The following is a 19,106-nucleotide window of genomic DNA, read 5'->3' as shown; positions in this document are numbered from 1 at the left end:
CGACGAAGTTGCATAGGCGACAGCAACATTCAGTGTCTGGCGTTCGCGGGAGTTAGCGCCGACAGCCAATGTGGCTGCCTTCAAGTCACGGTGGGTGAAGCTCAGAACGCAGTCGGTCCAGGCAGGTAACCAAGGACTTGTTCGACTCGGCGAGCCAAGGCCAGTAGCTCACGGTCACGACCAGCTGCCGCATCGAGTTCCAACCCGAGTGGAAGCCCTTCAGAGTTCAGTGCCATCGGAATGTTGATACCGGGCAAGCCGGCGGAGCTCGACGGATGCGTGTTCCTGGACAAGAAGAGGTGCGTAACGTCCTTGCCGCCGACCTGGAAGTTCCATTGATTCTCGATCCGCGGCGCTGCACACGGCGTGGTCGGGAAGAGCAGCGCATCGGCCTGTCCGAACGCGATCTGCGCGAGTCGGCTGCTCAGCTCTTGCCTGCCCACGTTAAGTGCGGTGAGGTACTTTTCATCCGACACGAAGCCTGCGCCGGAGGCCACGACGAAGTGTGACCAGCTGCCCCTGATATTCTCGCCCAGGCCCGCATAGATCTCCTCGAAGGAAATGGGCAGCTGGTTGGCCGCGATGAACCTGCGAACGGCGGGCATCGTCTCATGGAAAAAGATGGACCAAGTCGTGCTATCAGCAAGGGCAAGGAAATCTTCCTTCAGATCGATTTCCACCAGCTCGGCTCCTGCATCCTTAAGCCGTCGCAAGGTCTCGCGAAACGCGCGGTCGACCTCAACGTCGACGTCAGCCAGGTACTGCCGAGGCGCGTAGGCGAACCTGACGCCCTTCAGGTTGCCGCTCAGGTTGACGCTGTGGACAGGGCTCTTCGTAAGCACGGCATCCAGAAGCTCACAGTCTTCGACGCGGCGAGCGAGGAGTCCCGTGGTGTCGAGGGTGTCGGATATGGGAGCCACGCCCTTGGCCGGCCAGCGGCCCGGCGTCGGCTTGTATCCCACCACACCACACAACGACGCGGGAACACGGATGGAGCCGACAGTGTCTCCGCCGAGCGCTGCGGGAACGATGCGAGCAGCCACCGAAGCGCCTGCACCGCTGGAGGAACCGCCCGTGACGTTGGCCTTGTTGTAGGGATTCTTCACCTGGCCATGGTGAGCATTGAGGCCCGTCAGGCCATACGACATCTCAACCAGGTTGTTCTTTCCGAAGATTATCGCCCCCGCATCTTTCACACCCGCAATCGCCTCGGCGTCCTGCGTCGGTCTGTACGCAGCCAGTACGGAAGTGCCCATGGTGGTAGTCAATCCCTTCGTCAGGTAGCTGTCCTTGACCGCCAGAGGCACGCCGAGCAACGGAGCGCTGTGCCCTGCTCGACGCGCTCGATCGGCCTGGCTTGCGGCCTCCAGCACTGAGGCGCCATCGATGGTGATGAACGCTTTCAAGTCGGCGTGCTCATGCGCGCGTTCCAGCAGCTCGCCCACATATGCCTCCGAGGAAATCTCCCCGGTTCGAATTGCGCGTGCTGCAGCTGCGAGGCCGAGCTCGTGCAATTCACCGGAGCTTGCCGAACGCATTGCAGGCATAAGTTCTTCAGTCGAACCGAAAGCCGCTGATGCGCCGGTCACGAGGGCGACGCCCTTGGAAATTGGAATTGAGCTCATTTCATTACCTTTCAAAGGCCGTATGCCCCGGGGGGCGGTTGGGAAGCTGTGGATGTCTTTGACAGGTTGATGATAGTGGCCTAGGCTTTAGCTCAAATGACCAACTTCCCTCGTTTTAGGCCAACATGAAACGCGTCGGACTCGTGGTGTTCCCCGGCTTCCAGATCCTGGACATAGTGGCGGTCTCCGTCTTCGAGATGGCTAACCTTGCCGCACCGAAGGCGGCCTACGACATCCATGTCGTCTCCGAATGTGGGGGTGCGGTGAAAAGCTCGATGGGCACCGCGGTTCAGACGATTGCGCTGGATCCGAACATCTATGACACGCTCATCATGGCCGGAGCGACCACACCGCAGCCGTCATCGGCCAGACTCCTGCGGCTGCTCGCGCGTGCGCTCGAGCCCACTCGGCGCATGGCCAGCATCTGCACCGGCGCCTTCGTCCTGGCCGAGGCCGGGATCCTGGATGGCCGTCGCGTGACAACGCATTGGGCCCATGCGCGGGAGCTTCAGCGGCGCTATCCGTCGATCCGGGTCGAGGAAGATCGGATCTTCGTGCGCGACGGTACCGTCTGGACCTCGGCCGGCATGACTGCCTGCATCGATCTCGCGCTGGCACTGGTGGAGGGCGACCTGGGCAGCGACGTGTCGGGAGCGGTCGCAAGACAACTGGTCGTTCACCATCGGCGCTCGGGTGGGCAGTCCCAGTTCTCGACGCTGTCGGAGCTGGAATCCAAGTCCGATCGCATCCAGGCGGCACTGACCTACGCCAAGAACCACCTGCGCGAAGACCTGTCGGTCGAGCGGCTCGCCCATGCCGTCCATATGAGCCCGCGACACTTCAGCCGCGAGTTCCGGTTGAACACGGGTCAACCTCCTGCGCGCGCCGTCGAGCGGCTGCGCGCGGAAACGGCTCGCATTCTTGTCGAGGCGGATCGACTCACGATCGAGCGCATCGCGAGTGAAACTGGCTTCTCCGACCCGGAGCGAATGAGGCGGGCGTTCCTGCGCGTCTTCGGCCAACCGCCCCAGGCATTGAAGCGAGCGGCCCGCTCGCGACATGCGGCGGAGTCGGCTCTGACTTGAACGGTTGGCTGCTGGCGAATTCCAGTTGTGCGGAATGGTGCGAGTACCGTACTGAGGACGCGGACTGAAACGAGTGAAGCGCGCGTTCCCATCCTCGGAATCAGCTTTAATGTGAGTGCGCTTTGGCGCCCTCAGGCACGGTGAACTCCAGTGTCACCACCTGTCCGGGAAAGACGTTGTGATTGGCGTCAACCAGCGAGATCCTCACCTTGTGCTGGCCGGGCGGCAGCCCGGCTATGTCGACGGTGTTGTTGTCGCTCGGATCCGCCCACCACCAGGGTAAGTCGTCGACCGTAATATGCAGATGCCCGATGCGTGGAGATACCTTGGCTGCCTCCGGCCCGAACACCGGGGCGATGCGCAAGTTCTCCACCCGGTACTGAGCCCAGAAGATGCCGTGGGCCAGCCCCTCGGGCAGCGGGGGATCTACGATCAGTTTCGGGGCGGGCTCATTCTCGACCGCGACGTACGGCGAAGCGCCGCGAATATCCTTCGCGCTCTGGGCGAAGGCGCTCGTGGCGAGTACGATGCCCGCCGCGACTACGGCAAGCGTCTTGATCAGCTTGGACATTGAAGTTTCTCGTTCAAAGTATGGATTGCGGTTGTGCGGATCCAGGCGCGGTTCGAAATAAGGATGATGGGGCACGGGTCGCGAGCGACGTTCGCACCCTGAGCCCCATCTCAGCGTCCTGAATGCCGCACACTGCTTACAGAATCTCGAACTGCACGTCGACGTTACCGCGAAGGGAGCGCGAGTATGGGCAGGTCTGGTGGGCGGTTTCCACCAGTTGCCGCTTCACGGCCGCATCCAGGCCCGGCAAGCGGACCTTCAGCGTCACGCCGAGGGCATAGTTGGCGCCGCCGTCGGTCTTGCCCAGCGACACTTCAGCGTCGATGGCCGCGTCCTTGGGCAGCTTGACACCCACCTGCCTGCCGGCGTTTTCGACGGCAACGATGAAACAGGCTGAGTATCCGATGCCGAACAACTGTTCGGGGTTGGTACCAGGCCGGCCGGCGCCGGGCGTGCTCAGCTTGACGTCGATGGCACCGTCACTGGAACGGCCGGCGCCTTCGCGGCCGCCGGTGACGTGGGTGTGTGCGGTGTAGATAACTTGATCGAATTTGGTCATGATGATTTCCTTACATGGGTTGAGACATGCCTCGTTGTCGAAACAAATATATCGTTTGCGATGCAATCGCATGCGATGCAAATGATAATAGGAGTCTGGGGTTTAGCCTGAAGGACTAACTTCCCTCCTTTTATGCCAACCATGAAATGGAAGGGGCATGGACGTTTCTTCCCTTTCCCAATACCTCTTGAGTTCCCCGGCGCGCCTCCTGTAGAACCAGAGGGTATGCCCGTGTGGAAGTGCAGCCGCTCGCGCTCGCTGTGGCGCTGGCCGGCAATAGTCCAGATGCCAGCCTGCGGCTACGTCACTGCGTCCGCCCGCCTGCGAACCCGGCGCCGCGCCTAGCGTCGCAAGCTGTATTCCGCCGGCACAGCTTCGAGTTCGGCAAAGAGAAGGCGGCCGGGTTCAAGCGCTGAACGTCGCAATCGCCAGGGAACCGAAGCCGCAATCTAATGCAAGCCTCTTGCCGGTACCCGCCGGTCCGGTGGCACTGGGGCGGTTGGGCCTTCATCGCCGCCGCCTCAGTTCTTGTTGTTACTCAGCCGTGATATTTCCTTCCTTAATCACCTTCGCCCACGTGGCGAGTTCCTCCGACACGAATTTCTGCAGCGCTTGTGGGCCCATGTACGCAGCGAAGCTGCCTTGGTCTTCAATCTTGCGTCGGTAGTCCTGGCTTTCGACAATCTTCTTGATTGACGCAGACAGCTTGTTGATGATGTCGGGGGGAGTTCCTGCTGGCGCGAATACTGCGAACCAGGACTCGACGTTGTAGCCGGGCAAGCCAGCTTCAGCGGAGGTTGGAACGTCGGGCATCGAGGGATGACGCTTGGGTCCCGTGTAGGCGAGCGCCTTGATTTTTCCCGTCTTGACCTGCTGGATGACTGATGGCGGGGTTGTCACGAACATATCGACCTGGCCACCAATCAGGTCGGTCACCACAGGACCTGCGCCCTTGTACGGTACGTGCGTCACCGGTACGTGCGCCTGGTTGCCGAACATAACGCCGGCAATGTGCTGGATAGAGCCATTGCCGGACGAGGCGTAGAACAAGCCCCGTTTGTCCTTCTTGCCGAACGCAATCAGTTCGCTCAGGTTCTTGGCAGGAATTTTTCCGCTCACGGCCACCACATGGGGTGCACGCATCACGAGCGCCACAGGAGCGAAGTCCTTTGGCTTCCAGCGCGCTTGGGGAAACAGCGCAGGATTTCCCACGTGATAGCCCGAGTACTGCATGAGAAGCGTATAGCCGTCCGGCTTGGCCCGGGCGACCGCTTCGGTACCGATATTGCCGCTGGCGCCTGGCCGATTCTCGACCACGATGGGTTGCCCCAGGTCTTTGGCCAGCTGCTCACCAATCAACCGCGCCACGATATCGGTCGAACCGGCTGGTGCACTCGGCACAACCATGTTGATGGGCTTGGTGGGATAGGTCTGCGCAGCGAACAGCGGCCATGCAGCGGCAACCAGGACCGCCATCACAGAGGTCTTCACGCTCCATTTCATTTTCTGTCTCCTGTTCATCTATTCGCCGGAACAGACCGACCGTTCCGGCCTTATCACTGGTCTTACTTCACTTCCGGAACAGTGCTTCCATCTCTTTTCGGACGCGGTACGCCGGTTGGTCCGCGTCTATGTCCACATCATCCCAAGTGAGAGACTGGTCCTTGCGCACATCGCGACGCAGCTTCAGGTGATGGGCCAGGCCGAGAGGCAGGCTGCCCAGCCGGAGCGACTCCTGGGCAGGGAACAACTTGCCGAAAACCGTGTAGCCACCCTCGCCATCGAGCATCTCTCCGGTCTTCAGGTCTCGCTTGGCTGTAGCAATCACGTCTGCATTGAAATGCTGGCCAACGCCGGTCGGTTCGCGACGCAGACCAACGCTTGCCACGGAGATGCCGAGCTCCAGACCGATGAGATGCCATTTCTTGTACTGGACCATGCAGCGGCCTTCCGGGTCGGTGAAGACCTGATACTCCTTGAAGCAGCGGCTGATGTAGTCGTTCGGAGCCTCAACGCAGACCCACACGCCCTTGCGGATGTCGTAGCCTACGGATGTCCCGTCGGGGTTGAGCGACGACACCACATCGACCACGCCCTTTGCCGACAGCACGCCGCCTTCGGACTTGAGCCGCATGACAGTTGGAATCTTCTCGACAGAGGCCGGCGCAAAGGTGATACCTTCAGCCTGCACCTGGAGGCCGGTGGCGTTGGCAATGGCAGTGCTTTCGATGGCAGGCTTGGACCCATCGAGGAAAGCATTGAACATCTTCGGGTTCATGCCACCAATGCGTGCCTGTTCAGCTGTCACACCCCAGTGGTCCCAGACCGTATCGGGCGTCGATTCACGGAACTGCGGCAGCCACTTGTGACCGCGGCCCGCAGCAATGATGGGGAAGCCGCACGTGCGCGCCCAGTCGACCAGCTCACAAGCCAGCCCCGGCTGGTCGCCGTAGGCGAGGGAATACACCACGCCAGCCTCACGGGCACGATGGGCAAGCAGCGGCCCGCAGAAGGCGTCCGCTTCGACCGTGACGTTGATGACATGCTTGCCGTCCTTGAATGCTGCAAGGCAATGGTCAACGGCGGCAATCGGGTTACCGGTGCATTCGATGATGATGTCGACGCCAGGATGCGCTACCAGCGCTTCCCAGTCATCGCCGACGTGCGTGGAACCCGTGCGAATGGCGTCGTCCAGCGACGCTGCTTGTGCGCGGCCAGCCTCCCAACCCACACGCTCAAGGCTGGCATGGGCGTTGGCAGGAACCAGGTCAGCGATGCCAACCATGTGTACGCCAGGTGTGCGGGGTACCTGGGCGAGGTACATCGAGCCGAATTTCCCCGCACCGATGAGGCCAACGCGCACGGGGTTTCCTTGCTCGGCACGCGCGAGCAGTTGAGGATAGAAGTTCATAGTGAATCAGATATGGTTGAAACGGACAGCTCTCAGCTACGTGGCTGGGCAAGGAAGTCGAGGTCGCAGCCATCGGGGGCCTGCATCACTGTGCGCTGGTAGAGTTCGCGATAGCCGCCTTGCTTCTGGGGAAGCGGTTTGCGCCCGGCAAGGCGGCGTGCGATTTCTTCAGGCTCGACAAGCAAATCGATGGTCTTCTGCGACACCGACAGGCGAATCCGGTCGCCGTTTCGCACGGCTTCCAGCGGTCCACCCGCAGCGGCTTCGGGAGACACGTGCAACACGATGGTTCCGTAGGCAGTGCCGCTCATGCGAGCGTCCGAAATACGCACCATGTCCTTCACACCAGCCTTTGCAAGCTTCGAAGGAATAGGCAGGTACCCAGCCTCAGGCATGCCTGCCGCCAGCGGGCCGGCGTTCTTCAGCACCAGGATGTCGTCCGCATTGACGTCCAGGTCTGGCGAATCGATACGGTCAGCGAGGTCTTCCAGGCTTTCGAAGACAACCGCGCGGCCTTCCGTCTCGAACAATGCTGGCGTGGCGGCTGCGCGCTTGAAGATGGCGCCATCCGGTGCCAGGCTGCCGTGCAGGGCAATCAGGCCGCCTACGTTGCTTACCGGCTCGTCAAATGACCGGATGACCTTGCGGTCGACCCACCCAGCCGGCTCGTCGAGGCGCTCGCGCAGCGTGCGACCGTCAATCGTCAGGCAATCCAGATTCAGCAACGACCGCAGCTCCCGCAGCACGGCGCCCATGCCGCCCGCGGCATGGAAGTCTTCCATGTAGCCCTCGCCCACAGGCTTGAGGTCAACCAGCACCGGCGTCTCGTCCGAAATCTCGTTAAGCCGCTGGGGGCTGATACGGATGCCGAGCCGGCCCGCCACGGCGGTGAGGTGAATGATGGCGTTGGTCGAGCCACCCAGTGCCATCAGTACGCGGAAGGCGTTCTCAACCGACTGCTCGGTGATGATTTGGGAAGGCAGGATAGGCGCATGTGCCAGCCGCACGGCCGCACGGCCGCTCTCCTCGGCCGCAACCAGACGCTGCGAATCGACAGCCGGAATCGCGGCAGTGCCGGGCAGCGACATCCCCAGTGCCTCCGCGATGCATGCCATCGTGCTGGCGGTGCCCATCACTGCGCAGGTACCTGCCGTGGTGGCCAGACGAGTCTCCACGGTCTGGATTTCGCATTGGTCGATTTCACCAGCACGGAACTTTCCCCAGAACCGGCGGCAGTCCGTGCATGCGCCCAACCGCTCGCCCTTATGGCGCCCGGTGGACATTGGCCCCGTAACCAGCTGGATGGCGGGACGGTTGGCCGAGGCGGCACCCATCAGCTGGGCAGGCACAGTCTTGTCGCAGCCACCAATCAGGACAACGGCGTCCATGGGTTGTGCCCGTACCATCTCCTCGACGTCCATGGACATCAGGTTGCGGTAGACCATGCTGGTCGGATTGAGGAACACTTCGCCCAGCGACACGGTGGGGAACATGCGTGGCAGACCGCCCGCGGCCAACACCCCGCGCGACACTGCTTCAACGAGTTGCGGCATGTAGCGGTGACAGTTGTTGAAATCGCTGGGTGATGCGGCAATGCCGATGACCGGCTTCGACAGCAACTCCCCCGAGATGCCCATCGAGTGCGCCATCGAGCGGCGCAGGTAGCGCGCAAAATCGCGGTCACCGTAGTTAGTCAGGCCATTGTCAAGGCCAAGTGGTCCAGCCATGTTACTTCTCCATCTGGGGTGTTGCGGCGCTGAACTCGACGGAGAGCGCGTCTTCAAAGAACCGAGTCATTGCGCCCTTGTCGCTGGAACCGTGGCCAGCCAGAAGGCTCATCTGATAGGTAGCGGTCGCAGCCGCGAGGACCGGCATGGGGATGCAGTGACGTGCGCCGAGTTCGGCAGCGCTGACAAGGTCCTTGTAGGCCGCCTGGAGCGGATACCCATCGTCGAAATGGCGCTTCAGAATGCGAGGCAGGAAGAACTCCGACGCGTAGCTGCGTCCCGTCCCACTGTTGATGACCGACGCAATCTTCTCGGCGTCAAGACCCATCCGTCGCGACATCGGCAAGATTTCGGCTAACGCGGCACAGTTGATATCGAATAACAGCTGGTTGACGAGCTTCGTCAGTTGGCCGCTACCGGCCTCGCCCATGTAAAGGATGTTGTTACCCATGCGTTCAAGCCACGGCTTGACGCACTCGAACGTCTTTTCGGAGCCGCCACACATGACCGTCAGCGTGCCGGCCTCGGCGCGCGATTGCATGCCTGACACCGGGGCATCCAGAAACTCGATGCCAGCTGCAGAGAGACGGGCATGGATGTCCATCGTCGCGCCGTGCTCCATCGTGCTGGTGTCGACAACGATAGAGCCTGGGCGAAGCAGCGATACCAGGCCACCGTCGCCGAAGAGCACGTCGAGTACAGCCGCCGTGCCCGGCAGGCTGAGGAACACGATACGAGCGTCGGCCAATCCGGCCAGGCTGTCGGCCGTCGTTGCGCCCGCGGCCTGCAACTCCGGATAGGCGTCCTGGATTTTCGATGTCACAAGCAGGTCGGTATCGGCGTGAACAAGATTCAACGCCATTGGCTTGCCCATCTGCCCAAGGCCAACGAAGCCAACGATGGTGCGGTCGGAATTTGCGGCGCTCATGCGTCGGCCCTCTCGGAGATTTCAATCAGGTTGAGGTCAGGGTCGCGCAGGTAGATAGAGCGAATGCGATAGCTCGCGCCAGTCCGGGCAACCGGCCCCTCGATGATGTTGGCGCCGCGGTCATTCAAGCGCTTGATGACGTCATCGAGCGGAACCGAGGCGATAAAGCAGAGGTCCAGGGCTCCGGGCACCGGAAGATGGGCCTTCGGCTCAAACTCCTTGCCCTTCACATGCAGATTGATTTTCTGCTCGCCGAACTTGAACGCTTTGCGGCCTTCGCCAAAGGTCTCAAGGGTCATGCCCAACAGGCCAACGTAGAAGCCGACGCAAGCCTGTTCGTTGCCGGTGGTCAGGACGAGGTGGTCCAGATGGTGAATCACGGGTGTCTCCTTCTTGCAGTTCCGCGAATGGAGCGAATGTAGGCGCGTGAAGGAGCGCGGAGGAATTCCTAATTTCACATGCTTCCTTCGCGTTTTGCGAAGGAAGCACCGATCTTTTCTTGCTAAGATGCCTCCATGCCACAGGACCTCATCAATCCCGCACGCATCGATTTCGTCACATTGCGACTATTCTGTGCGGTCGCGCAGAGCGGCAGCATTACGAAGGGGGCTGAGCGATGCAATTTGGCGCTCTCAGCTGCGAGTCGCCGGATGTCTGATTTCGAGGCCGCCTCCAAGGCGGTTCTCATGGAAAGAACTGTGCACGGCGTGCGGCTGACACCGGCCGGGCACGTAGCTCTGCAGCACGCGATGCGACTGTTTCAGGGGTTCGAGCTTTTCAGCAATGAGCTGAGCGAATATTCGAGCGGGTCGCGGGGACACGTCCGCCTTTGGGCAAACATGTCGGCCCTGGTCGAATTTCTGCCGTCCGCCTTGGAGAGCTTCCTCCGGCTTTACCCCGATACCCGCGTGGAGGTAGAGGAGCAGCTTAGTGGAGACATCGTCCGCGCCTTGGTGGAAGGATTGGCAGACGTCGGGATATTTGTCGAAGGCGCCCCTACACATGGGTTAAACGTACTGCCCTATCGGACAGACCGACTGGTCGTTCTTTGCTCCCAGGCGCACCCCTTGGCCGCAGTCGACGAAATTGACTTCCGAAGTTGCCTTTCGTACGACTTCGTAGGCCTGAACCGTGGAAGCTCATTGCTGGATACCATCTCCAGCGCCGCTCACGACATCGGTTTTCCTTTGCGGCTCCGAGTCCAGGTTCGAAGCTTCGACGCCATGTCGGAGATGATTGCCTCGAATCTTGGTATCGGCGTTCTGCCACTCGGTGCTTGCTTTCGAAAGCTGGAGCCCATGAACTTGAAGGCTGTACGGCTCATGGATGCTTGGGCTGAACGACGGCTCCTCATCGCCACCAGCGCAGCCCGAGCCTTGTCCGGCTCAGCCGCGCTGCTCGTCGAACATTTGAGTAAGTCGCCAGATTGACCGCCGGCGTTCGGTCGTCGATGCGAGCGGTACGGCTCACAACGCTGCCCCAATCCAGAAGACGGCTCCCGCAATAACCTTCGCGTACCTGGCCGCTACGCTGCATCTAAACGCTATCGCCTCACCTCGAACTGCTTCGCAGTGTGCAGCCAGGGCGGAGAACACTGTGTTGATTTCCTCAGCGGCGGTATGATGCTCCGGTCGGCTTTGAGAGCCCCATCACGTAACGCCCCGTGGAAAACGAAACCTTCCTGCAATTTGACGCCCTGCAAGCTCTCGCCCGCCGCACCGATGCTGTAACTGTAGATTGTGCGTGTTGCGCCCCTGAACTCGACGAATGGACCTCGTTGCCCGTCTCCTTCCCAGAGCAACAGCTTCGCATCATCGGCACTCTGGTTCGCGACGTCTACACCGAGGGGACGTATGAGGAGTATCACCCTCAGGGCACAACCCTGTGGTCGGCCGAAGCACCGATTGCTCCGCTCTACTTTCCTTACAACCGCTGCACCGTCTCGGAGTGCCAGGTTTGCGAACGCGCGTATTTGCGCTACGTGGAGGGCGGGGGGTACTTTGTTGACCCGCGCATCCGTCGGCTTAGAACCAGTGTTATTGTGGACGCTCCACTCTCTGAGTAGGCCAGAGCCGCCGGTCCTGTCCGAACAGCACTACCCCTCGTAAACGCCTGCTGCCTTGTTGACAGGTGTCCAAATGTGGGGACATCCGGCATGCTCGATAAACGCGCAACTGTCGCCAGGGCATAGGGCTTCAACATCTGCGATGACCACGTTCAGAGCGCAGCGAAGGCAAAGAACACCCGCCTTACTCGCGTCGGAAACTAACGCCTGGTTGCACCATGCACCTCCACCTTGCTACGTATGCCGCTTCGGGTCGTAAGGCGCCGGGTCAACATATGGTCGAACGCCTTCGAATAGTTCAGCGAGCAGGCAGCCGACAAGCGCATCGGCCAGGAAACCCTATGTACCTGACCGATGCCTTTATACCAACCGCACGAGTGCTTATGCGCCTTCTCGCCAGCTGGAGAGGCCCAGCAGGTCCAGCGTCGTATGGCCTTTGGTCAGTTCGTCCATAATGCGCGCTTCCTTGTCGAAGCGGGCCTGGCCGCGGTCCAGCGTGGCACTGACGTGTGCTGCGGGGATGACAATCACGCCATCATCGTCCGCCACCACGAGGTCGCCGGAAGCGACTGGCGTGCCGGTGAAGCTCAGTGGCTGGCCAACCGACGGGACACTTGCCTTGATGGTGCCGCGTACCGAAATGCCACGGGAAAACACCGGGAAACGACGGGCGGTCAGCGCCGCGATATCACGGACGCCACCGTCGATGACCAGACCCACAACGCCGGCAGCCTCGGCTGCAACGGTCAGTACCTCGCCCCAGTAGCCGGCTACGAAGCCGCCAGTGGACACGACCAGCACGCTACCGCGCGGTACCTTTTCCATGGCGATGTGAATGGCCAGGTTGTCGCCTGGCGAGCATTCCAGCGGATACGCAGGACCGGCAACGGATGTACCCGGCCATATGGTGCGGACCAGCGGGTCGACAGACGTCGTGGCGATGCCAGAAGCCTCGAACAGCGTGGACGTGCCCAGCTTGCGTGCCTGCTCCAGCTGGGCGTCGCTGTAGGGGTTTTGCGTTGCGTTCATCATGGCTTCCTTTGCAGCGTGTGGTAGCCCAGCGCTTCGCGCGCCTGGCCGAGGGTCTTGCCTTGGGCTATCTGGTCGCGAATCTGCAATTCCACGCCCTCGATTTTGCGAGCAACATCAGCGACTTCGCGGGCGCGGCCGCGTGGCACCACGACAACACCGTTGGCGTCCGCGACGACGATGTCGCGGGCGGCGACACGGGCCGTACCGATGGAAACCGGTACGTTCACGCCATCGACCTGGACTCGGTCCTTGCCGGTGCGCATGAAGCGGCCGCGGGTGAACAGCGGATAGCCGTCGCCCAGCGCCTTCGACACGTCACGACATACGCCATCGATAACGGTGGCGCGAATGCCGCGCAGACCCGCGTACTGGGTCATGATGTCGCCCCATACCGTGCAGTCGGTCCGGCCGTCGTTATCCAGAACAACGACATCGCCTTCAGCCACGTCGTCGATAAAGTCGCCGACAGAGCCCGCCGGGGTCGTTGCGGAAACGTACTTGACCGTAAAGGCGGGACCAATAATGGTGCCCTTGTAATTGTCCAGCGGCGCGATGCCCAGACACTGGCCAGGCAGACCCAGCTTGTCCATGGCATCCGACACGCCCGGCGTGTCCAGGCCTTCAAACAGAGCAACCAGCTCCTTGTCTTCTGCACTCATGGCGGGTGCGCTCATTGCTTGTCTCCTTGATTGATAGCTTCGAACTCCTTGTCGTGCATGACTTCCGCAACCGGGCGACCAGCACGTACGGCAGCAACCATACCATCCTGGCGACGGGCGATGCGCTCGCCCAGTTCCAGCACTTCCTCGATACGTGCGGCGGGCACGAACACCGTGCCGCAGCGGTCGGCGATGACGTAGTCATCCTGATGCACCATCACGCCTCGAACTTCCACGGGCTCGCCGGAGCCGGTCTGGATGACGCGGTTGCGGGCGCTAATCATCGTGATGCCACGGCCGTACACCGGATAACCAATCGATTCACTGCCCTCGATGTCGCGGCTGTAGCCGTCGATGACCGAGCCGCGGACGTTCTTCGACACCGCAGCGTTGGCCAGGATGTCGCCCCAGCACGAGATACCGTCGATACCGCCCGAAATTACGAGGATGCGGTCGTCAGTCGTGACCGCGTCGATAACGGGCGAAATCAGGTGGACGGTCGGCTTTGCGTCGGCCTTGGGGCCGAGCTGAATCGTGCTGGCACGACCCACAATCTTCGGGCAGTCCCACAGCGGACGCAGGCCATCCGTGGCGCCGGGCAACCCCAGAAAGTCGAGCGCGTCGGAGACCGTATTGGTGTCGAGCCCCGCAAGGCGCTCGAGCAAGGAAGGGTTGCTGTTCACGTTCGTTCCTTTATAAATTAGCAATTCCAGGTAGTTGTTCTTCCCTGATGACGCATTGCGCATTTGCAGTGCCACTCCTTCAGCGCCAGAGCTTCAGCGCCGATGGCGCTCCATCCATCTGCAGCCGCTCACCGCTGTCGGCCAGCGTGCCGCTCGTGTTGTGATAGAGGCGGATCTGACGGTTGGCCGCGTCCTGGACCAGCACTGCGCTGCCGTCGGGTGAGAACGCATGGCCCTGCAGCCATTGCCCGCCAGCAACCTGTGCCGTCGGCCGGAGCCGACCATCGTCGATGCTGAACAGGCGGTACCGCGCCGTGCCGTGGAAGGACGAGCTTTGCGGCTTGTTGCTACCGTCAATGACCGTCACGCCGACCAAACGACTGTCAGGAGAGAAGAAGATGCCCTCGGGCGTCTGGCCTACGGTCACGGTGTCGACAACGCGCGGCTGCTTGGCGCGCAGGTCAATCAGGCTTACGGTATCCGCGTCGCCCTGCCCGCCGCCAAGGTTGGTTACCGCTGCCCACGCACCGTCAGGGGAAATGTCCAGACCGTAGGGACGAAGGCCGGCATACAGGTCCCGCTGTTCGAGCGCCACCGAGCGGCCCTCGATTGCCAGGAGGCTGACGCGGTTATCGCCATCGCGGCTTACCAGCGCACGACGCCCGTCCGGAGTGAATGCAACATGGGCAGGGCCGGCCTTCTCGCCGAGCTGCACCTTTCCAAGGGCTTCGACCTTTTCGCCATCGATGGCAAGCACCGACACAGAACCTTCGACACGGTTGGCTACGAGAGCCAGATTTCCGGCCCGGTTGATAGAAATGCCCGATGCGCCCGCCCCGGTATGCACGCTGCCAACGACGCGCGGTGCCGTTGCGCCGCTCGGGTCGAGTGCCACAATCGACACCAGGTTATAGGGAATAACCTTGGATGCATCTGCAGGGTCGCGGCGGGTCGCGGCGCTGACCAGCGCCATGCGCCCGTTAGGCGTGACGGCGATGGAACTCGGGGGGCCTACCAGCGACGTCGGTATCGCGATTTGCTGCGCAACCCGCAAGTGTCCTCCGGAAAGCTCGATGACGGCCAGCGTATCGCCTGACTGTCGGACGACCGGCTTGCCATCGGTCAGGCCCGCTCGGCCATCCTGCACCGACAAGTAGTACGAGGACTGCCTGGGCGTCGGCGTCGTATTGGCGCACGCTGCCAGAGCCACCACTGCAGTGGCTACGAGGGAATAGCGCAGCGACAGCATCGGAACAATGGACATGTTCATCGCCCTTCAATTACTCGACGCTCGCGCCCGACAACTTGACCAGCTTGCCCCACTTGTCGATTTCCGAGTCCACAATCTTCCTGAACTCGGCCGGCTTGTTCCCAACTGCAGTGGAGCCCTGGTCAGCCAAAGTCTTGCGTACGGCAGGGTCCTGCAGCACCTTCTGGATGCCGGCTGCCAGTTTGTCGACAACCGGTTGCGGGGTATTGGCCGGTGCAAACACACCATTCCACAGCGTCACTTCGAAGCCCGGCAGCGACTCCGTCACCGCCGGCACATTGGGGAGGCGTGTCGAGCGACCCTTCGTCGTCACGGCCAGCGGACGCAGCTTGCCGCCATCGATGAATGGCAGAATTTCGACCATCGGTGCGAACACCGCCTGAATCTGGCCACCAATCAGGTCAGCGTTCGCCGGTGCGCCGCCCTTGTACGGGATGTGCAGCATATCGGCATGTGCCATGCTATTGAACAGCGCGCCCGACAGATGCGATGCGGTGCCATTGCCAGCCGAACCGTAGGTAATGGGCCCCTTCTTCTTCTGCACGTAGTCGATGAACTCGGGCAACGTCTTCGCCGGAACGTTGTTGTTCACAACAAGCACGTTTGGAATCAAGGCGACTTGCGAAACGGGAATGAGGTCCTTCCGCAGGTCGAAGCCCATACTCTTGTACAGCGTCACGTTGGTAGCGATGGTGCTCGTTGCCATCAGCAGCGTGTAGCCGTCCGGATTAGCCTTGGCGACGTATGCGGCCCCGATATTGCCGCCGGCACCAGCGCGGTTCTCCACGATAATCTGCTGCTTGATTTCCTTGCCGAGTCTCTCGGCCAGAAGGCGCGCGGTCGAGTCGGTGCTACCGCCGGCAGCAAGCGGCACCACCAGCGTAATGGGCTTTTGAGCGGGCCATTCGCCGGCATTTGCGGCAAGGCATACAATCGCCGCGCAGGCAGCGGCAGCGACGTGGAAGAAACGTCGGGTCATGGTTGTCTCCATTGGTGGTTTTTTCTTTACGAATGTGCTGAGGGTCAGCGCATCTGAAAATCGGCGCTAATGCCGGCCCATCGCTTGTTAAGTGGGTACTTGCGATGGTGCTTAAACCTGCTTTGGGTTCGGATTACTCCTACTCGCGTTCGCTGGTCACCGAGACCGTTCCTGCGTCAGCATCGAGTTCGATGTAGTCACCGGTCGCGATGGCCGTCGTCGGGTTCTGGTCCAGGCCGGCCACGACGGGAATGCTTCCGATAATCGCGCCAATCGTCGTGATGGGCTCAGGATCCACCTGAATGAAGGCCACAGGTGCAGTACCGCGCGAAACCATGTCGTAGATCTTGTACGAGCCGCCCGTGGAACCCTTGCCGGTGCGGAACACGAGCACTTTGCCAGCGATGTTTACGCCCTCGAGCTCGTGCCCGGGTTCCGTGACGATGCCGGTCATGTTGTCGACACCGCCGTTGAAGCTGATGGCTTCGCTCGTCACTACCGCTTCACCCTTGGCCTTGCCAGTGACAATCTTGCGGCCCTGCAGGACAAATTTCGTGGTCGCCATGATGCTTACCTCCAGACGCCAGCGACAGCGGCGTTCATTACGCGTTGCAGATTCCCGTAGTGCGTGGGCAGGCCAAACTGGCCAGGCGCGTAGAACGCCATCTTTGCGGAGTTGGTGGTGAGCGTCTTGTAGCCCTTCGTCGGTGCAATGACGCGGCTGCGGGCCAGGAACGGGCAGGTCTCGCGCACCACGACGCCGCCGGCATCTTCGATGGTCTTGATGTAGCCCATGCGCTCTGCCATCGCGTACATTGCGCCCGCTGTGGTGACCCACAGGGTGATGTCCTTGTGAACCTTCTTGCCTTCCAGCGCTTCCGCAACTTCGCGAATTTCCTGAACGGATGCATTCGGGCAGCCGACGAGAATCCAGTCCACGTGATCGGTCGGCTCCTTGTTCAGGGCCGCCTCAGCCTGCTCCTTCTCGGGCTGGCCGAACACAAGCACCTTTTCCGGTTGGCCGCCACCAAACGCTTCCTTGAGCGTCGGCGCTTCCGGCGTCACGCCCACAGCGTGGAACATGCTCACCGCGCCCGATGCAGCCAGCGCCGCGCTCAGCGCCTTGAGTTCTTCCAGGGTCGGCGTCGTCGGGATGCCAGTGAACACGGGCGTGTCCTGGCCAGCAATCTTGCCGGCGAAGTAACCGAGCGTGCCGTAGTCCGTCATATCGGTCAGCGGCACTTCGACCTTGATGAGGAACTTGCCGTAGCGGTTCTCCTTCAGGTGGAAGCCATACTCGGGCGTACGGCCAGTCAGCGCCGACGCAAGACCGCTCGGGCCACCTTCACGGTTGGTGCGCGCACCACAGACAGAGTTCGCGTAGACCACGGCCGAGGATTCGCCCCAGGCCATGTGCTCACCGAAACGCGGCGAGTTGCCGGTCAGGTAGGGAATGCAGGTGTTGCAGGTGTTCGCGCCCATGCCGGCATAGGCATCGGTGAGTCGCGTCTGCAGGACCGCATCCGACTCGGGAATGCCGATGTCTTTCCACTGGGTCGGGTCGACGGCCGTCGGGTTGGTCGTGACTCGGGTGATGAAGGTACCCCCTTGCTTGCGGATGTCCTCCACGAAGCGCGTACCTGCCTCTTCGGCAACCAGCACAGAAGAGCCAGCCATGTGTACGTTGTTGACAGGAACGAGCCTTGCGGCTCCGAAGCTCTCGCCCAAGGCGACCAGGATTTCCATGGCCTTCTTGACGGCGGGGCCCTTGTCCCCATTCAACATCTGGGTCTCTTCTTCAGTCAGCAACATACTGATGTCTCCATGTACAACCCGGACCGCGTGCTGCGGCTCCTGGGCTAGGAAAGTCCAGGCTTTCCGTGCTTGATATCAATCCAGTGCAGCTCCGAGGCATCACCGCTTGAAGACAGACTGTGTCTGCGCTGGCGGCAGGTGGCTGTGGGGAAGCACTGTTTCTGTTCTGGGTCACCGTTGCAGGCAACCTCGATGTGGATGTATTTTGGTACTCGATTCGCGACTAAAAAAGCGATAAATTGGAATAGATATATATTCCTCACGGCGATGTATCGCGACACGGAGACAGACGACGAATGACGTTCAAGCAACTCGAAGCCATCTACTGGGTCGTGCATCTGGGAGGCTTCGCTCAGGCCGCAAACAAGATGCACACCACGCAGTCGGCCATCTCGAAGCGCATTCAGGAGCTGGAGGCGTTGTTCGATACGCCTCTGTTCGACCGCTCAATGCGCGCGGCGAGGCTGACCGAGAAAGGCGAAGAGATGTACCTGCTCGCCAAGCGACTGCTCGAGCAAAGGGACGCAGCGGTCGAGCGGTTTCAGCGCCCCGAGGTTCTGGAGCGTCATGTCCGAATTGGCGTCACGGAACTGACGGCCATGACTTGGCTTCCCCGACTTGTGAGCGCTATCCAGGCCAAATATCCGAAAGTGGTGATTGAGCCGCACGTCGACGTCAGCGTGATGCTGCGCGACAAGCTGCTCGCGGATGAGGTGGACTTGATGATTGCGCCAGAGGTGTTCGACGACCAGCGTTTCGTTTCTACCCGGGTCGGGTCAGTCGAGAACGCGTGGATGTGTAAGCCAGGGTTAGTTCAGCGTAGAGGCCGACACCGCATGCATGAGTTGGCAGACCAGCGATTACTGGCCCAGGATGACCGGTCAGGCACCGGCCAACTCTATAACAAGTGGCTCCGCGCCCACGGTGTCCATCCCGAGAATGCGCTTTACAGTAACAGCGTCGTTGCCATCATCGGGCTGACCGTGTCTGGCATGGGCATCAGCTACCTGCCCAAGAAATGCCTTGCACCCATGGTCGAAGCAGGCGCTCTCGAGGTCCTGCAGGTCACTCCCGCCTTGCCTCCAGCGAACTACGCTGCAATCTGCAAGAGCGACAGGAAGAGCATGCTGATTTCGTCCATCATCTCGCTGGCTCAGGAGACATGCGATTTCAGCTGGATGTTTCAGACCGAGTGAG

Annotated in this window: 19 protein-coding genes; 4 read left to right on the top strand and 15 right to left on the bottom strand. The window is 61.3% G+C overall.

From position 1 onward, the window contains the following. Positions 1–101: 101 nt before the first annotated feature. Positions 102–1,625 carry an amidase family protein gene (locus J8I82_RS21115; protein ID WP_245179961.1) on the bottom strand — a complete coding sequence of 508 codons (1,524 nt, stop codon included), beginning with the start codon at positions 1,623–1,625 and terminating at the stop codon, positions 102–104. Positions 1,626–1,750: 125 nt separating this feature from the next. Here J8I82_RS21115 and J8I82_RS21110 point away from each other — a divergent pair, with 125 nt between their 5' ends. Further along, complete coding sequence (locus tag J8I82_RS21110; protein ID WP_209760808.1) at positions 1,751–2,710, top strand: GlxA family transcriptional regulator; 960 nt, start codon at positions 1,751–1,753, stop codon at positions 2,708–2,710. Positions 2,711–2,816: 106 nt separating this feature from the next. Here the strand turns inward: J8I82_RS21110 and J8I82_RS21105 are convergent, their stop codons facing one another. The 7 genes from J8I82_RS21105 to J8I82_RS21075 form a co-directional block, all read right to left on the bottom strand. Further along, complete coding sequence (locus tag J8I82_RS21105; protein ID WP_209760806.1) at positions 2,817–3,281, bottom strand: DUF6130 family protein; 465 nt, start codon at positions 3,279–3,281, stop codon at positions 2,817–2,819. Between the two features lie 136 nt (positions 3,282–3,417). Continuing rightward, complete coding sequence (locus tag J8I82_RS21100; protein WP_431831570.1) at positions 3,418–3,843, bottom strand: organic hydroperoxide resistance protein; 426 nt, start codon at positions 3,841–3,843, stop codon at positions 3,418–3,420. Positions 3,844–4,374: 531 nt separating this feature from the next. After that, complete coding sequence (locus J8I82_RS21095) at positions 4,375–5,343, bottom strand: Bug family tripartite tricarboxylate transporter substrate binding protein (protein ID WP_209760802.1); 969 nt, start codon at positions 5,341–5,343, stop codon at positions 4,375–4,377. A 67-nt stretch (positions 5,344–5,410) separates the two neighbouring features. Then, positions 5,411–6,751, bottom strand: coding sequence for an NAD(P)H-dependent oxidoreductase (locus J8I82_RS21090; protein WP_209760800.1), 1,341 nt, complete (start codon positions 6,749–6,751; stop codon positions 5,411–5,413). Between the two features lie 32 nt (positions 6,752–6,783). Beyond that, positions 6,784–8,478, bottom strand: coding sequence for an IlvD/Edd family dehydratase (locus J8I82_RS21085; protein WP_209760798.1), 1,695 nt, complete (start codon positions 8,476–8,478; stop codon positions 6,784–6,786). A gap of 1 nt (position 8,479) precedes the next feature. Continuing rightward, positions 8,480–9,406: an NAD(P)-dependent oxidoreductase gene (locus J8I82_RS21080; RefSeq protein WP_209760796.1), complete on the bottom strand. Its 927-nt coding sequence runs from the start codon at positions 9,404–9,406 to the stop codon at positions 8,480–8,482. Then, the gene (locus J8I82_RS21075; RefSeq protein ID WP_209760793.1) at positions 9,403–9,786 is read right to left on the bottom strand and encodes a VOC family protein; all 384 of its coding nucleotides are present in this window, start codon (positions 9,784–9,786) and stop codon (positions 9,403–9,405) included. The genes J8I82_RS21080 and J8I82_RS21075 overlap by 4 nt, the downstream gene beginning before the upstream one ends. Positions 9,787–9,921: 135 nt before the next feature. Here J8I82_RS21075 and J8I82_RS21070 point away from each other — a divergent pair, with 135 nt between their 5' ends. Beyond that, positions 9,922–10,836, top strand: coding sequence for a LysR family transcriptional regulator (locus J8I82_RS21070; protein WP_209760791.1), 915 nt, complete (start codon positions 9,922–9,924; stop codon positions 10,834–10,836). Positions 10,837–11,069: 233 nt separating this feature from the next. Beyond that, positions 11,070–11,471: a hypothetical protein gene (locus J8I82_RS21065; RefSeq protein WP_284183118.1), complete on the top strand. Its 402-nt coding sequence runs from the start codon at positions 11,070–11,072 to the stop codon at positions 11,469–11,471. Positions 11,472–11,852: 381 nt separating this feature from the next. Here J8I82_RS21065 and J8I82_RS21060 read toward each other — a convergent pair whose 3' ends face one another. From J8I82_RS21060 to J8I82_RS21030, 7 genes are all read right to left on the bottom strand, one after another. Further along, positions 11,853–12,500 carry an RraA family protein gene (locus J8I82_RS21060; protein ID WP_209760789.1) on the bottom strand — a complete coding sequence of 216 codons (648 nt, stop codon included), beginning with the start codon at positions 12,498–12,500 and terminating at the stop codon, positions 11,853–11,855. Continuing rightward, the gene (locus J8I82_RS21055; protein WP_209760943.1) at positions 12,500–13,162 is read right to left on the bottom strand and encodes an RraA family protein; all 663 of its coding nucleotides are present in this window, start codon (positions 13,160–13,162) and stop codon (positions 12,500–12,502) included. Before J8I82_RS21055 ends, J8I82_RS21060 begins: the two co-directional genes overlap by 1 nt. 11 nt (positions 13,163–13,173) lie before the next feature. Next, positions 13,174–13,908 carry an RraA family protein gene (locus tag J8I82_RS21050; RefSeq protein ID WP_209760787.1) on the bottom strand — a complete coding sequence of 245 codons (735 nt, stop codon included), beginning with the start codon at positions 13,906–13,908 and terminating at the stop codon, positions 13,174–13,176. Positions 13,909–13,924: 16 nt separating this feature from the next. Beyond that, positions 13,925–15,109 carry a YncE family protein gene (locus J8I82_RS21045; protein ID WP_209760785.1) on the bottom strand — a complete coding sequence of 395 codons (1,185 nt, stop codon included), beginning with the start codon at positions 15,107–15,109 and terminating at the stop codon, positions 13,925–13,927. A 16-nt stretch (positions 15,110–15,125) separates the two neighbouring features. Continuing rightward, positions 15,126–16,094 carry a tripartite tricarboxylate transporter substrate binding protein gene (locus J8I82_RS21040; RefSeq protein WP_209760783.1) on the bottom strand — a complete coding sequence of 323 codons (969 nt, stop codon included), beginning with the start codon at positions 16,092–16,094 and terminating at the stop codon, positions 15,126–15,128. A gap of 139 nt (positions 16,095–16,233) precedes the next feature. Next, positions 16,234–16,659 carry an aconitase X swivel domain-containing protein gene (locus J8I82_RS21035; protein ID WP_209760781.1) on the bottom strand — a complete coding sequence of 142 codons (426 nt, stop codon included), beginning with the start codon at positions 16,657–16,659 and terminating at the stop codon, positions 16,234–16,236. A 5-nt stretch (positions 16,660–16,664) separates the two neighbouring features. Continuing rightward, positions 16,665–17,906 (bottom strand): aconitase X, encoded by a 1,242-nt coding sequence (locus J8I82_RS21030; RefSeq protein WP_209760779.1) that lies wholly within the window; start codon positions 17,904–17,906, stop codon positions 16,665–16,667. Positions 17,907–18,205: 299 nt separating this feature from the next. Between J8I82_RS21030 and J8I82_RS21025 the strand changes: the two genes are divergently transcribed. Then, complete coding sequence (locus J8I82_RS21025) at positions 18,206–19,105, top strand: LysR family transcriptional regulator (RefSeq protein WP_209760777.1); 900 nt, start codon at positions 18,206–18,208, stop codon at positions 19,103–19,105. Position 19,106 lies beyond the last annotated feature (1 nt).

It is taken from the genome of Cupriavidus consociatus, assembly GCF_017814975.1.
In the GTDB taxonomy this organism is placed as follows: domain Bacteria; phylum Pseudomonadota; class Gammaproteobacteria; order Burkholderiales; family Burkholderiaceae; genus Cupriavidus; species Cupriavidus consociatus.
The sequence above is the reverse complement of the archived record's forward strand: the minus strand, read 5'-3'. Positions and strand labels throughout refer to the sequence as shown.